Source organism: Streptomyces sedi, assembly GCF_006335015.1.
Taxonomy (GTDB): domain Bacteria; phylum Actinomycetota; class Actinomycetes; order Streptomycetales; family Streptomycetaceae; genus Streptomyces; species Streptomyces sedi.
On the sequence record NZ_VDGT01000016.1, the window covers coordinates 38,490 to 52,468 of the forward strand.

Below are 13,979 nucleotides of genomic sequence, written 5' to 3' on the forward strand. Positions count from 1 at the left end.
CGGTTCAGGCCCCGTCGGCCCGGCGGCGGGCGGTCAGCACCACGTCGAGGAGCCCGGGGAAGCGCGCGTCGAGGTCGGCGCGGCGCAGGGCGTTGAGCTTGGCGGTGCCCCGGTACACCTGGCGGATGACGCCCGCCTCGCGCAGCACCCGGAAGTGGTGCGTGCAGGTCGACTTGGAGACCGGCAGCGCGAACGCGGAGCAGGGCAGCTCCTCCCCCGTCTCCGCGAGGACGCCGACCACGGAGAGCCGCACCGGGTCGGCCAGGGCGTGCAGCACCCGCTCCAGCGCGAGGCGGTCGCGGTCGGGATGGGCCAGGGCACGGCCCGGGGCCGCGGTGCCGACTCCTGACGTCATGGCCCCATCGTACGGAACGCGCCCCTGCCCCCGGGCACCCCGGGGCGCCCTCGCCCGCCGCCGGACCAGCCTTGTACGATGTCTCTCGTACTTAACGTCCCGCCGCTTCCGCCGCCCTCCGAGGCCGGTCGCGGGCGGGCCCTTGGGAGGAGATCACGTGAGTTCGCTCTTCGAGCCCTGGTCGTCGCGTTCGCTGACGGTGCCCAACCGGGTCTGGATGGCCCCCATGTGTCAGTACTCGGCGGACGCCTCGGGCCCGGACGTCGGAGCGGTCAACGACTGGCACTTCACCCACTACGTCAGCCGCGCGGTCGGCGGCGCCGGGCTGGTGCTGCTGGAGGCGACCGCCGTCTCCCCCGAGGGCCGGATCAGCCCCCGGGACCTGGGGCTGTGGAACGACCGGCAGCAGGAGGAGCTGACCCGGCTGACCGGGCAGTTGCGCGCCCATGGCGCGGTCGCCGGCGTGCAGCTCGCGCACGCCGGGCGCAAGGCGTCGACGCACACGCCCTGGGAGGGCGGCGGGCCGCTGGCCGAGGACGAGGGGGCGTGGACGACCCTGGGCCCGAGCCCGGTGCCGTTCGACGAGCGGCATCCCGCGCCGCACGAGCTGAGCGTCGCGGAGATCGGCGAGGTCGTCGAGCAGTTCGCGGCCTCCGCCCGCCGCGCGCTGGCCGCCGGCTTCCAGGTGGTCGAGGTGCACGGCGCGCACGGCTATCTGCTCGGGGAGTTCCTCTCCCCGCACAGCAACCACCGCACCGACGGCTACGGCGGCGACTTCGACGGCCGGGCCCGGCTGGCGCTGGAGGTCGTCGACGCGGTGCGTGCGGTGTGGCCCGAGGAACTCCCGGTGTTCTTCCGGATCTCGGCCACCGACTGGCTGCCGGAGCACGGATGGACCCCGGACGACACCGTGCGGCTGGCCGGCGAACTGCTGGCGCACGGGGTGGACCTGCTGGACGTCTCCTCCGGCGGCAACGCCCCCGGGGTGCGCATCCCGACCGAGCCCGGCTACCAGGTGCCGTTCGCCGCCCGCGTCAAGGCGGAGACCGAACTCCCGGTGGCCGCCGTCGGGTTGATCACCGAACCGGAGCAGGCCGCCAAGATCCTGGAGGCCGGCGAGGCGGACGCCGTCCTGCTGGGCCGGGCGCTGCTGCGCGAGCCCTACTGGCCGCGGCGCGCCGCGAGGGAGCTGGGCACGACCGGGACGCCGCTGCCGCCGCAGTACCTCCGGGCCCACTGAGCGGGCACGGAGAACGGAATACCGTTGCCCCGGCGCGCGGGCTCCCCCGCGCGCCGGGGAACGAGCGAGGGCCGCGACCGGTCAACGGGCTGTCAGTGCTTGCCAGTAGGGTGACCGACCGTGGCAGCACGAGCATTGCATGAGATTGTCGAGGCGGGCTGGGCGAAGGCGCTGGAGCCCGCGGCCGAACGGATCGCGGCCATGGGGGACTTCCTCAGAGCGGAGATCGCGGCCGGCCGCACCTATCTGCCCGCAGGAGGGCACGTCCTGCGCGCGTTCCAGCAGCCGTTCGACGAGGTGCGGGTGCTGATCGTCGGCCAGGACCCCTACCCCACGCCGGGGCACGCCGTCGGGCTCTCGTTCTCCGTGGCGCCCGAGGTGCGCCCGCTCCCCGGCAGCCTGGAGAACATCTACCGCGAGCTGGGCACCGACCTCGGCCTGCCGAGACCGTCCAACGGCGACCTGACGCCCTGGACCGAGCAGGGCGTGCTGCTGCTCAACCGCGCGCTGACCACCGCGCCCCGCTGGCCCGCCGCACACCGGGGCAAGGGCTGGGAGGAGGTCACCGAGCAGGCGATCCGGGCGCTGGTGGCGCGCGAGCGCCCGCTGGTGGCGATCCTGTGGGGCCGGGACGCGCGGGGGCTGCGGCCGATGCTGGGCCCGGTGCCCTCGGTGGAGTCGGCGCATCCCTCGCCGATGTCGGCCGACCGGGGCTTCTTCGGCTCCCGCCCGTTCAGCCGCGCCAACGCACTCCTCGCCGAGCGGGGCGCCGCGCCCGTCGACTGGCGGCTGCCGTGACGGCGTGGGTGCTGGGCGTCGACTCCGGCGGCTCGGGGCTGCGGATCGCGCTGGCGCGGGCCGGCGCCGACGGCGTCGAGCCGCCGGCCGGGCAGCGGCGGACCGACGAGCCGGTGCGCACCGGGCCCGGCGGGATCGACGCCGGTCATCTGCTGGCCCAACTGCTGCCCGCCGCACGGGCGCTGCTCGACGAGTCGGCGCCTTCGGCGCGGATCGACGCGGTGTGCGTGGGCGCGGCCGGGATGGCGACGCTCGGCGGCCGACTGCGCGCCGAGCTGCCGCAGGCGCTGGCCGCCGGGCTCGGCGCGCGGCGGCTGGCGCTGGCCGCCGACGCCGTGACGGGGTACGCGGGCGCGTTGGGCGAGACGCCGGGCGCGGTGGCCGCCGCCGGCACGGGGATGATCGCGCTCGGCACCGAGCTGCGGTCCTGGCGGCGGGCCGACGGCTGGGGCCATCTGCTGGGCGACTGCGGCGGCGGCGCCTGGATCGGGCAGCGCGGCCTGGAGTCGGCGCTGCGGGCACACGACGGCAGGTTGGGCGGTTCGACGGCGCTGCTGGCCAGGGCGGAGGCCGCGTTCGGGCCGGTCACCGGGTTGCCGGGACAGCTCTACCCGCGCTCGGACCGTCCCGCGGTGCTGGCGTCGTTCGCGCCGGAGGTGGCGCGTTGCGCGAGCGGCCCCGAGGCGGACCCGGTGGCGGTGGGCATCCTCGCCGAGGCGGCGGCGCAGATCGCCGGGACGGTGGCCGCGGTCTCCCCGCCGGGCGGGGGCGGCCGGGTGGCGCTGACGGGCGGGCTGTTCCGGATGGGCGCGCCGTTGACCGAGCCGCTGGCCGGGGAGTTGGCGCGGCGGCTGCCCGGGGCGGAGGTGGTCGAGGCGGCGGGCGGGCCGCTGGAGGGGGCGCTGCTGATCGCGGGGCGGCTGGCGTTCGGGGTCTGCCGGCTGCCGGCCGACCCGGCGCTGTTGCACCTGGTCGGGGACCGAGAGTAAAGGCGGAGTGCGCGGCGCGTCACACTGACGTGCGGGATATATCGGGACACAAGCGCTTGGCGAGCCCCCGGGCGAACAGCCAAGCACATCAAGGCATTAACATGCGGCGACATGAGCTCCTCCACTGGACCGGCCTCCGGCCTTCCCGTACGTATGCCGCGCCCCCGCCAGTCCGGCCGACACCGCAGGCCGGAGCCTGTTTCCGCCCCCGAGGGCGCTCCCCCGCTGGTGCTCGCCGTTCCCGGCGTGCCCTCGGCGGCGAGCCTCTCGGTGGCCGAGGAGGTGTTGAGTATCGCGCGTTCCGAGCTTCCCGGCCTGGACGCGCGGATCGGCTTCGCCGAGAAGGCCGAGGAGGAGCTGCCCGCGCTGGAGACGGTGCTCGCCGGCGCGGACGCGGCGGCGTCCGAGGAGTCGGGCGCGCCCAGCGCGATCGTGGTGCCGCTGCTGGCGGGCCCGGACAGCGCCCAGCTGCGCGGCATCCGGCAGACGGTGCTCAGCAGCGGTTCGGGCGCCGAGTTGACCGACGTGCTCGGCCCGCACCCGCTGCTGGCCGAGGCGGTGCACGTGCGGCTCTCGGAGGCGGGTCTCGCGCGCGCCGACCGGGCCCGGCTGTTCACGGTGGCGACCGCCGCCGACGGCATCGTGCTGACCACGGTCGGCGGCGAGGAGGCCGTGCAGACGGCGGGCATCACCGGCATGTTGCTCTCCGCGCGGCTGGCGGTGCCGGTGCTGGCGGCGGCGCTCGACGAGGACGGCGCGGTGGCCGCCACGGCCGAGCGGCTGCTGGAGGCCGGCTCCCGGCAGCTGGCGCTGGCGCCCTGCCTGATCGGCCCCGAGATTCCCGAGGGGCTGCTGGAGTCGGCGTCCAAGGAGGCGGGCTGCCCGGCCGCCGAGCCGCTGGGCGCCTACCCGGCCATCGGCAAGCTGGTCCTCTCCACCTACATGACGGCGGCCGGCGTGGACCCGCAGCGCTCCGGCCAGCAGAGCCCGGCGCACTGAGCCTCCCGCGCCGCGCCGCTCACGGGGGCGCGGTGCGGGGGCGGTTCCCCTCCTGGTCGAGGAGCGCGTCCAGGTCCTTCAGCCGGTCGAGCCCGTTGAGTGCCCTGGCCATCCGCCCGTTGTCCGCCAGCCGTTCGCGGTGGCGGGCGAGGAACGCCCAGTACCCGGCCGTGTAGGGGCAGGCCCGCTCCCCCACCCGGTCACCCGGCCGGTAGGCGCAGGGCCCGCACAGGTCGCTCATGCGGTGCACGTAGGCGCCGCCCGAGGTGTAGGGCTTGGTGGTCATCAGCCCCCCGTCGGCGTACTGGGACATCCCGACGACGTTGGGCAGCATCACCCAGTCGTAGCCGTCGACGAAGCAGCGGTGGAACCAGTCGGTGACCGCCGCGGGGTCCCAGCCCCGCTGGAGTGCGTGACTGCCCAGGATCATCAGCCGGGGGATGTGGTGGGTCCAGCCGGTGTCCCTGACCTGCGCCAGCACGGTGCGCAGGCAGCGGGCGGTGACGGCGTCCGCGTCGAGTTCCAGGAACCAGTCCGGCAGCGGGTCGTGGTGGTCGAGCGCGTTGCGCCCCCGGTACTCCTCGCCGAAGTGCCAGTAGAGCTGCCAGACGTACTCCCGCCAGCCGGCGACCTGGCGGACGTAGCCCTCCACGCTGTTGAGCGGCGCGTCGCCGGCGCGCCAGGCGTCCTCCGCGCGTGAGACGCACTCGGCCGGGTCGAGCAGGCCGAGGTTGAGCGAGGAGGAGAGCAGGCTGTGGCTCATCACGGGGTCGTCCGCCAGCATGGCGTCCTCGTGCGGACCGAACTCCGCCAGTCGGCGGCTGACGAAGCGGCGCAGCGCCGACAGGGCCTCCCGGCGGGTGGCGGGGAAGCGGCGGGGGCCGTCCGCGCCGACGAAGGAGACCTCGCCCTCGCGTTCCCAGCGGTCGAGGTCCTCGCGGACCTCCTGGTCGATGGCGTCCTCGCGCGGGCGGTAGGGGGCGGGGAGCCTCAGCGTCTCGGCGTCGCCCGGCGGGGGTTCGCGGTTGTCGTGGTCGAGGTTCCAGTGGTCGCCGGCGGGCCGGTCCCCTGCCATCAGCAGGTCGTGCTCGCGGCGCACCCAGCGGTAGAAGTCCTCCTGGCGCAGCGCGGCGTCGCCCTTGTCCGCTGCCCAGGCGCGGAAGTCGTCGAGGGGCACCAGATAGCCGCGCGGGGGCAGCACGGTGACCTGGTCGAGGGAGGAGACCAGGCCGAGGGCGGCGCGCGAGGTGGGGTGGCAGACGGTCACCGGCCCGTCCCCGACCGCCTCGCGGAGCCCCTGCCGGTAGGTGTCGGCGCGCACGTAGGTGACGCGGTCGCCGAGTTCGGCGGCGCGGTGGCGCATCGCGGAGAGCACGAGGTGGGCCTTGGCGCGGTGGAAGCGGCGGCGGCGCAGCACGGAGCGCGCCTCGATCATCACCACCGGCGCGTCGCCGGCCGGGCCCCGTGGGCCCGCGCGCAGGAAGTGGGGCCCCAACTGGTCGCCGAAGAGCCAGTGCGGGGTGCTCACGGCCGCTCCGCGTGTCCGGGCGTGGGCGTCGCGCGGGGCGCGGGGAACGGCGGCATGGGCGGGCTCCTGACCGGTGGCCGACGGCGGGCGGGCCGGGTGGGGCAGCCGGCCCGCGGGCCATCCTGACCGAGCCGGCCGTCGCCCGGCCTCCGGCGCGCCAGCGGCGGGGCGGGCAACGACCGTTTGCCGGACGGCGCGCTCCGGGGCGTGGCGGGTCCGGTCGCGCGGCCGTCAGGGCAGCCGGATCAGGTGCGTCCGGTACTCCTCGACCTGGGGCAGACGGCGACGGGTGAGGTCCTCCAGCAGCGCGCGGAGACGTGCGGGCAGGGCGTCGTGGACGGCGCGCGGCAGTGAGGTCAGGGTGTGCGAGGCGAGCACCCGGGCGCCGGGTGCCCAGTCGGCGACGACCGCGATGTCCTGGCAGCCCCAGCGCAGCCGCGCCTCGGTCCTGCTGAGGGCGTCGTGCCCGTCCTGGGCGGCGACCAGGGCCGGGCTGTGGGTGTCCAGGGCCAGCAGGGCGCCGGGCAGTCGGCGGGCGATCCGTCCGACCAGCGCGCGGACGTCCGCCTCTTCGAGGAAGGGCAGCACGGCCTCGGCGGTCAGCAGTCGTGCCCCGCCGGCCGCCTGTGCCACCTCCTCCGGCCAGCCGGGCTCGGTGACGGAGGTGGCCAGCGTCGTGCGGCGCGGGGTATCGGCGAAGAACGTGCCGCGTAGGGCGGCGACATCGGGCAGGTCCAGCTCGAACCAGCGGGCGCGACCGTTGTCGGTCCGCTCGAAGCGGGTGTTGAGCCCCGTGCCGATCTCCACCACCGTGCCGTCGGGGTGGGCGTCGAGGAAGTCGCGGGTCCAGTGGTCGAAGAGCAGGGTGCGCAGCACCGAGCCGGTGAGGCTGGGCAGTTCCGCGAAGCGGGCGAAGTCGTAGTCGAGCGCGTCGACCAGTTCGGCGGCGCGCGGATCGGTGAGCGCGGCGTCGGGGCGGCGGTGCTCGACGGCCCGCCCGTAGAGGGGGATCAGCAGGGTCTCCTGCACGGCGCCCAGGGACGGGCGGGTGGCCGGGTGGGGCGCGTCGTGGGACATGGCGCTACTATACGCAAACGGCAATCATGTTCAATAACGAGGAGGTGGCCCCGTGGCCGTTCCCAAACGCAAGATGTCGCGCGCCAACACCCGGCACCGCAGGGCCCAGTGGAAGGCGAGCCCGCCCGACCTGGTGCCGATCACCGTCGACGGCCGGCGGCACCTGGTGCCGCGCAACCTGGTGCGCGCCTACCAGCGCGGGCTGTTGACCCCCTGACCAGCCCCTTCGAGCGAAAGGTGAGGCGCCCGTGTCCGCCCACTGCCAACTCACCGGCCGCAAGCCCGGCTTCGGCAACCAGATCTCCCACTCCCACCGGCGCACCCGGCGCCGGTTCGACCCCAACATCCAGACCAAGCGGTACTGGCTGCCCAGCGAGAACCGGTTCGTCCGGCTGCGGCTGAGCGCCAAGGGCATCAAGACCGTCGACGCCATCGGGATCGAACGGGCCGTGGCCCGTGTCCGCGCCCGTGGCGAGCGGGTCTGAACGCCCCCCGTCCGGCTTCGAGGAGGAACGCACCACCATGGCCAAGGCCAGCAAGATCGCCAAGAACGAGCGGCGCAAGGAGATCGTCGCCCGCTACGCGGCGCGGCGCGCCGAGCTGAAGGCGACCATCCGCACCCCGCACAGCACCCAGGCCGAACGGGAGGCCGCGCAGCGCGAGTTGCGCCGCCAGCCGCGCGACGCCAGCGCCACCCGGGTGCGCAACCGGGACAGCGTGGACGGCCGCCCGCGCGGCCATCTGCGCGCCTTCGGGCTCTCCCGGATCAACCTGCGCACCATGGCACACGCCGGTGAGCTGCCCGGCGTGACCAAGTCCAGCTGGTGAACGCGGCGCCCGCCCTCCCGCGCCGGCGTGCGCGCGGGCGGGCGGGCGCCGGCTCAGCGCTCCAGCTCCCTCAGGTACTCCCCGAACCCCTCGGCGCCGTCGACGATGCGCGGCCCGCTGATCGCCTCGTTGTAGTCGAGGATGTGGAAGTTCCGCTCGCGGACCGCCGTCACCTCGGACAGCGCGGGCGAGGAGGTCAGGAAGTCGATCTTCTCCTCGGCCGGCAGGTCACCGTAGTCCAGGATGATGATCACCTCGGGGTCGGCCTCGATGACCGGCTCCCATCCCACCGAGGTCCAGCGCTCGGTGAGGTCGGCGAAGATGTTCTCGCCGCCGGCGATCTCGATGATCTCGTGGGGCGGCGCCTGGTTGCCCGAGGTGAACGGCGCGTCGACGCCCGAGTCGTAGAGGAAGACCCGGGGCGGCCTGCCCTCGGGCGCCCGTTCCCGCACCGCGTCGACCCGCTCCCGCAGCCCGGCGACGACCTCGTCGGCGCGCTCCCGCACGTCGAAGATCTCCCCCAGCCGCTCCAGGTCGGTGTAGAGCCCCTCGAACGGGGTCAACTCCAGCGGATAGCCCGGATAGTTGTAGCAGGTCTCGCTGTGCGGGAAGCTCTGGATACCCAGGTCGTCCAGGATCTCGGGGGTGATGCCGCGCTCGTCGCTGAAGCCGGATTGCCAGCCGGCCACCACGAGGTCGGCGCGCGCGTCCACCACCAGCTCGCGGTTGAGCAGGTCGTCGCTGAGCATCTCCACCCGGGCGTACTCCTCGGCCCAGGGGGACTCCTCCACCGGCGGGTTGGCCGGGGGCATGACATAGCCGTGCACGGCGTCGGTCAGACCGAGCACGAAGAGCTTGTCGGCGCTGCCCGCCTCGTAGACCACGGCCCGCTCCGGCCTGCGGTACTCCACCTCCTCGCCGCAGCGGGCGACCGTGGTGGTCTCCGCCTCGCCACCGGAGTCGTCGGCGACGTCGGCGCCGCAGCCGGTCAGCAGCAGCGCGCCGGCCACGGCCGGGAGCAGGACGGTTCGGGAACGGGGTGCGGTCATGGGCGACTTCCTCGGCTTTCCGGTGTGCCTCGTGCCGCCTCGACGGTGCTTTCCGCCGGGGCGGCCGAGGAGTTCAGGGTGTAGAGCAGCTGCGGGTCGCCCGTGAGCGGGTGGGGCACCACCGTGGCCTCGACGCCGAAGACCCCGGCGACCAGCTCCTCGGTGAGCACCTCGCGCGGGGTTCCGACGGCGACCAGCGCGCCGGCCTCCAGCACGGCGATCCGGTCGCAGACGGCCGCCGCGAGGTTCAGGTCGTGCAGGACCACCAGCACGGTCAGCCCGGGGTCGCGCAGCAGCCCCAGCAGCGCGACCTGGTGGCGGATGTCGAGGTGGTTGGTGGGCTCGTCGAGCACCAGCAGCCCGGCCTCCTGCACCAACGCCCGCGCGGCCAGCACCCGTTGACGCTCCCCGCCGGAGAGGGTGAGCACCCCGCGGTCGGCCAGGTGCGACACGTCGAGACGGCGCATCGCCTCCGCGCACAGCGCCCGCTCCCGCTCGTTCAGGGACTGGTTGCCCCACAGATGGGGGGTGCGGCCGAGGGCGACGAGCTCCTCGACGGTGAAGTCCAGCTCGGTGCCGCTCTCCTGGCTCAGCGCCGCGACGCCCCGCGCGCTCTCCCGCGGCGACATGCCGGCGAGGTCGCGCCCGTCCAGCCACACGGTGCCCCCGGTGGGGCGCAGCGCGCGGTAGACGCAGCGCAGGGCCGTGGACTTGCCGCTGCCGTTGGGGCCGACCAGGCCGACGACCTCGCCCGCGCCGACCGTCAGGGACAGGGCCCGCACCAGGGCCCGGCCGCCCGCCTCGACCGAGATCTCCTCAAGTCCGAGCGTTACGCGTGTCATTCAACGACCTCCGAAGAGATAGCCACGCCGGCGCATCAGCGCGACGAAGACCGGGACCCCGACCAGCGCGGTGATCACGCCGAGCGGCAGCTCGCGCGGGGCGGCGAGGGTTCTGGCCAGCAGGTCGGCCCAGACCATGAAGACCGCTCCGACCAGCGGCGCGACCAGCAGCACCCGCACATGGCGGGCGCCCACCACGATGCGCACCAGATGCGGCACGATCAGGCCGACGAAGCCGATCGCCCCGCTCACCGCGACGATCGCGCCGGTCATCAGCGAGGTGAGCACGAACAGCCCCCGGCGCAGGGCGGTGACGTCGACGCCCAGGCTGGCGGCCGTCTCGTCGCCGAGCGCCAGCGCGTCGAGCGACCGGCTGTGGCGGTGCAGGACACCCAGGCCGACGAGCACCACCAGGGCCACCGCCGGCAGCGAGCCCCAGGTGGCGGCGCCCAGGCCGCCCATCGTCCAGAACAGCACGGTGTGGGTGGCCTCGCCGTCGGGCGCGAGATAGACCAGCACGCTCATCAGCGCCTGGAACCCGTAGGCCAGCGCGATCCCGGTGAGCACCAGCCGCAGCGGCGTCAGCCCCGTGCGGCTGTAGGAGGCGAGATAGACCAGCACCGAGGCCGCCAGCGCGCCCGCGAACGCCCCGGCCGAGAGCGCGTAGACGCCCAGGGAGCCGAAGAGCCCCACGGTCAGCACGGCGACGGCGCCGACCGAGGCGCCCGAGGAGATGCCCAGGACGAACGGGTCGGCCAGCGCGTTGCGCACCAGCGCCTGCACGGCCACCCCGACCCCGCCGAGCCCGGCGCCGACCACCACGGCCAGCAGCACGCGGGGCGTGCGCACCTGCCAGACGATCTGGTAGCGGGTCACCTCCTCGGCGGTGATCGTGCCGCCGCTGAGCGCCGCCCAGAGGTAACGGGCCACGTCCGGTGGGGAGATGACGGCCGTTCCCCACCCGATCGCCAGCAGGACCGAGACCGCCAGCAGGACGAGCAGCCCGGCCACCGTCAGCGCCAGCCCCCGCCCGGCGAGCCGCCGGGGCCCCGCCTCGGCCTCGGCCTCAGCCGCGACGGCGGGGGCGGGAGCGGGAGCGGGCTCGGGAGCGTGCCGCCCCGGGGAGGGCGCCCCCTCGCGGGGCAGACGGTCGGGAGGTGTGGCCATGTCGACGAACGATAAGCACATTGGTAATCATTTTCAACACGCGCTCAGCACGCTCCCTCGCCCCGCAGGGTCAGAATGCGCACCGAGCGCTCCCCCTCGTGCGGGTCCCGGCCGTGCCAGCAGCGGTAGTTGTCGAGCAGCAGGATCTCCCCCCGGGCGAGCGAGAGGCGGGGCAGGGCCGGCTCCAGACCGTGGACCCTGACCTCGAAGCGCGTCAGCATCTCCCGCACATACCCCTCGCGCGGATCGCGGCGCAGGGGGACAGCGCCGTCGGTGCGGCGCACCACGCGCCGCCCGGCGCGGGTGAACTCCACATGGCGGGCGACGCGCGGCAGCGCCGGCAGCCCCCGCAGCCCCGCCCAGGCGCCGTAGAGATCGACGTCGGCCGTGGTCAGAAAGGCGTGCAACTCCGGGTCCTCCTCGGCCAGCCGGTCGACCAGCCGGTAGGCGTCGAGCACGAGGGAGGCGCCGCCCGAGGGCGCGGGCCGGACGCTCTGCACCAGCACGTGGTCCTCGTCCGGGTGGCGCCTCCGTGTCGGCACGCCCCCGACGTCCACCAGGAAGTCCATGCCGTCCGCGTGGAGATGGACGGGCCCGCCGTCCCGCGAGGTGCGCTCGCGCGGCGGATACAGCTCGCGCAGGCGCGCGCCGAGCACCGTGGCGGCGGCCACCACCAGGGCGTCGGCCGTCACCTCGGCGCCGGTCAGCACCACGGCGCCGTCACGGGCGAGCGCGCGGGCCGCCTCCGCGCCCCGGGCGAGCGGGACACGCGTCGGGAGCACTCCGCAGTGGGCGCCGAGCGGGTCGACGGGGGGAGGTTCGGCAACGGACACGGGCGGGGACTCCCTTCGGCGCCGCCGGGTCGGCGTGCGGCACGTCGCGGCGGCCGACCCCGTCAACGGGAGCCGCCGGCACGCATCCTAGATGAAAATGATTACCGACCCCTTGCGGGAGGCCGACACTCACAGCCGGCTCCACGCGCCCCCGGCTCCGCGCACTCCCGGAGCCGGGGGTCGCGCGCGAGGGGGCGGGCGTCAGGCGAAGGCGACCAGGACGCGGCTGACGCCGTACTGCCAGACGCAGGAGACCGAGCGGAAGCCGGCGGCGCGCAGCAGGCGGGCGTGGTCGGCGAAGGTGAGCGTGTTGCCGCCCTCGTCCGTCGGCGGCTGCCGGCGGGCGCGCTCCTCGAAGGCGTGGGCCAGCTCCGGGTCCAGGGCGGCCTCGCGCCACCAGGCGGCCCAGTCGGGGGTGTCGCCCTCGATGGCCGCCGCCATCCGGCGGTCGCCGAGGTGGGCGGCGAGGCCGGAGACCTCGGCGGCGTCCGCGGGGAAGTGGTCGGCGTTGACCACCATGCCGCCGGGGCGCAGCAGTCGCCGCAGCTGCCGGTAGGTCAGCTCCAGGGTGCGTGCGCCGAGGCAGTGCAGGGCGGTGGCCGTCAGCACGGCGTCGGGGGCGCGGCCCAGGCGCAGCGCGTCCGTCCAGCCCTCGGCGCCGAGGACCGCCTCCACGTAGCGGGCGGCGTCCGGGCGGTGGGTGCGCGCCAGCTCCAGCAGCAGCGGGTCGCGGTCGACGGCGACGATCTCGGCCGCCGGCAGCCGGCCGGCGAGCCGGGCGGCCAGCGACCCGGGACCGCAGCCGAGGTCGACGAGCAGCGGGCGGGCCCGGTCGCGGGTGGCGTACTCGGCCACGTCGGCGAGCACGGTGAAGCGCTCCTCGCGATGGATCGCGTACCGCCGCTGCTGGCGCTCCCAGCGCTCGACCCAGTACTCGGCCGTCGCCATGCTCACGCCCATGGGAACGCGCCACCTCCAGCCGTCGTCGGTGCCTGTGGGCGACACCCTACCTGGTGATGGTTTTCAGTTGCGTCTCCATGGGGCGGTCTCAGTCGAGGGTGTCGAGCACCTCCAGCAGTCCGTCGATCTCCTCCGGGGTGTTGTGGACATGGAGGCTCACCCGCACGGCCCCGTCCCGTTCGTCGTCCGCGCGGGCGCCGGCCCGGCAGAGGCTGTCGGCGCGGACCAGGAAGCCGTGGCTGTGCAGGACGAAGCCGAGGTCGTTGGAGCTGAGGTCGCGGTGGCGGAACGAGACGATGCCGCGCCGGAGTGGGGCCGTCGCGTCGGCGGCCAGGCTGAGTTGGCAGCCCAGCACCTCGTACTGCGGCAGCCGGCGCAGCCGGTCGGTGAGGCGGGCGGCCAGGGCGACCGTCCACCGTTCGATCCGGCCCACATCGGCCGCCGCCAGCCAGTCGAGGGCGACGCCCAGGCTGACCAGGCCGACCGTGTTGGGGGTGCCGCTCCAGCCCCCCGGGCGGAAGGCCGGGCCGCGCGACTGGCGGGCCCAGACGGCACCGGTGCCGGGCAGCGCCAGGGCCTTGTGTCCAGAGAAGACCACGAAGTCCACGTCGAGCGCGGCCAGGTCCACCGGCAGATGCCCCACACTCTGCGCGGCGTCGAGACAGATCGGCACGTCGGGGCCGACGGCCTCGCGCAGCCGGTGGACGTTCATGTCGCCGCCGAGCACGTGGTGCACGTGGGTGGCTGCCACGAACCGGGTCCGGGGGCCGACCAGTGCGGGCAGCGCCCGGTGGTCGTAGTCGCCCGAGCCCGGCTGGTAGGGCAGCGGGCGCACGGCGATCTCCACGCCCGCCCCTGCCAGCCGCTCGGCCGCCTCCCGCCAGGGGACCAGGTTGGCCTCGTGGTCGGCGAACGGCACCAGGATCTCGTCGCCGTCGGCGAGTTGCGGCGCCAGCCAGTCGAGGGCGACCGCGCGCAGCCCCTCGGTGGTGCCGCTGACGAAGTGCACGGAGGAACGTTCGGGGGCGGGGTCGCCGAGGAACGCACCGACGCGCTCCCTGACCCGTTCCAGCGCGGCGGTGGTCGCGTTGGCCCAGGGGTAGGTGCCGCGCCCGGCGTTGGCGTTCCGGGTGACCAGGTACTCCTGCACCGCGTCCAGCACGGCCCGCGGCTTCTGCGCCGTGGAGGCGCTGTCCAGATAGGCCAGCTCGGGGTGGGCGGTGACGATGGGGAACTGTTCGCGCAACTCCCGCTGCCAGCCGGCGAGTCGGGCCAGCTCGGCGGCGGGGTCGGCCGGGTCGGCGGCGCGCACGC

At 75.1% G+C, this 13,979-nt stretch carries 16 protein-coding genes; 7 read left to right on the forward strand and 9 right to left on the reverse strand.

Annotated elements, in window-relative coordinates; translation table 11 throughout:
• Positions 1 to 4: 4 nt before the first annotated feature.
• Positions 5 to 355 carry an ArsR/SmtB family transcription factor gene (locus tag FH715_RS19975; protein ID WP_139647274.1) on the reverse strand — a complete coding sequence of 117 codons (351 nt, stop codon included), beginning with the start codon at positions 353 to 355 and terminating at the stop codon, positions 5 to 7.
• A gap of 157 nt (positions 356 to 512) precedes the next feature.
• On the opposite strand from FH715_RS19975, the gene FH715_RS19980 reads away from it, so the two are divergent.
• From FH715_RS19980 to FH715_RS19995, 4 genes are all read left to right on the forward strand, one after another.
• The gene (locus FH715_RS19980; RefSeq protein ID WP_139647276.1) at positions 513 to 1,595 is read left to right on the forward strand and encodes an NADH:flavin oxidoreductase/NADH oxidase; all 1,083 of its coding nucleotides are present in this window, start codon (positions 513 to 515) and stop codon (positions 1,593 to 1,595) included.
• A gap of 120 nt (positions 1,596 to 1,715) precedes the next feature.
• Positions 1,716 to 2,393 carry a uracil-DNA glycosylase gene (locus FH715_RS19985; protein WP_139647278.1) on the forward strand — a complete coding sequence of 226 codons (678 nt, stop codon included), beginning with the start codon at positions 1,716 to 1,718 and terminating at the stop codon, positions 2,391 to 2,393.
• Positions 2,390 to 3,382: an N-acetylglucosamine kinase gene (locus tag FH715_RS19990; protein ID WP_342782182.1), complete on the forward strand. Its 993-nt coding sequence runs from the start codon at positions 2,390 to 2,392 to the stop codon at positions 3,380 to 3,382. The genes FH715_RS19985 and FH715_RS19990 overlap by 4 nt, the downstream gene beginning before the upstream one ends.
• Positions 3,383 to 3,493: 111 nt before the next feature.
• A complete protein-coding gene (locus FH715_RS19995; RefSeq protein WP_139647280.1) occupies positions 3,494 to 4,381 on the forward strand; it encodes a sirohydrochlorin chelatase in 888 nt (295 codons plus the stop codon).
• A 19-nt stretch (positions 4,382 to 4,400) separates the two neighbouring features.
• Here FH715_RS19995 and FH715_RS20000 read toward each other — a convergent pair whose 3' ends face one another.
• Together FH715_RS20000 and FH715_RS20005 are read right to left on the reverse strand one after the other, a co-directional pair.
• The gene (locus FH715_RS20000) at positions 4,401 to 5,909 is read right to left on the reverse strand and encodes a cryptochrome/photolyase family protein (protein WP_139647282.1); all 1,509 of its coding nucleotides are present in this window, start codon (positions 5,907 to 5,909) and stop codon (positions 4,401 to 4,403) included.
• Positions 5,910 to 6,140: 231 nt separating this feature from the next.
• Entirely contained in the window at positions 6,141 to 6,986 is an 846-nt protein-coding gene (locus FH715_RS20005; protein ID WP_139647284.1) for a class I SAM-dependent methyltransferase, read from the reverse strand.
• A 52-nt stretch (positions 6,987 to 7,038) separates the two neighbouring features.
• On the opposite strand from FH715_RS20005, the gene rpmF reads away from it, so the two are divergent.
• The 3 genes from rpmF to rpsN are packed head-to-tail and all read left to right on the forward strand — an operon-like array spanning position 7,039 to position 7,814.
• Entirely contained in the window at positions 7,039 to 7,203 is a 165-nt protein-coding gene (gene rpmF / locus FH715_RS20010) for a 50S ribosomal protein L32 (RefSeq protein WP_139647286.1), read from the forward strand.
• A 31-nt stretch (positions 7,204 to 7,234) separates the two neighbouring features.
• Positions 7,235 to 7,471, forward strand: coding sequence for a 50S ribosomal protein L28 (gene rpmB / locus FH715_RS20015; RefSeq protein WP_139647288.1), 237 nt, complete (start codon positions 7,235 to 7,237; stop codon positions 7,469 to 7,471).
• A gap of 37 nt (positions 7,472 to 7,508) precedes the next feature.
• Positions 7,509 to 7,814, forward strand: a complete 306-nt coding sequence (gene rpsN / locus FH715_RS20020) for a 30S ribosomal protein S14 (protein ID WP_139647290.1) — start codon at positions 7,509 to 7,511, stop codon at positions 7,812 to 7,814.
• A 53-nt stretch (positions 7,815 to 7,867) separates the two neighbouring features.
• Here rpsN and FH715_RS20025 read toward each other — a convergent pair whose 3' ends face one another.
• The 6 genes from FH715_RS20025 to FH715_RS20050 all read right to left on the reverse strand — a co-directional run bounded on the left by FH715_RS20025 (position 7,868) and on the right by FH715_RS20050 (position 13,977).
• Positions 7,868 to 8,863 (reverse strand): ABC transporter substrate-binding protein, encoded by a 996-nt coding sequence (locus tag FH715_RS20025; protein WP_139647292.1) that lies wholly within the window; start codon positions 8,861 to 8,863, stop codon positions 7,868 to 7,870.
• Positions 8,860 to 9,705, reverse strand: a complete 846-nt coding sequence (locus FH715_RS20030) for an ABC transporter ATP-binding protein (RefSeq protein WP_139647294.1) — start codon at positions 9,703 to 9,705, stop codon at positions 8,860 to 8,862. The genes FH715_RS20025 and FH715_RS20030 overlap by 4 nt, the downstream gene beginning before the upstream one ends.
• On the reverse strand, positions 9,706 to 10,872 hold the full coding sequence (locus FH715_RS20035; protein WP_139647296.1) for a FecCD family ABC transporter permease: 1,167 nt from the start codon (positions 10,870 to 10,872) through the stop codon (positions 9,706 to 9,708).
• Between the two features lie 44 nt (positions 10,873 to 10,916).
• On the reverse strand, positions 10,917 to 11,705 hold the full coding sequence (locus FH715_RS20040; protein WP_139647298.1) for a TauD/TfdA family dioxygenase: 789 nt from the start codon (positions 11,703 to 11,705) through the stop codon (positions 10,917 to 10,919).
• Positions 11,706 to 11,906: 201 nt separating this feature from the next.
• The gene (locus FH715_RS20045) at positions 11,907 to 12,665 is read right to left on the reverse strand and encodes a class I SAM-dependent methyltransferase (protein WP_139647301.1); all 759 of its coding nucleotides are present in this window, start codon (positions 12,663 to 12,665) and stop codon (positions 11,907 to 11,909) included.
• Between the two features lie 88 nt (positions 12,666 to 12,753).
• Complete coding sequence (locus FH715_RS20050) at positions 12,754 to 13,977, reverse strand: aminotransferase class V-fold PLP-dependent enzyme (RefSeq protein WP_246108864.1); 1,224 nt, start codon at positions 13,975 to 13,977, stop codon at positions 12,754 to 12,756.
• Positions 13,978 to 13,979 lie beyond the last annotated feature (2 nt).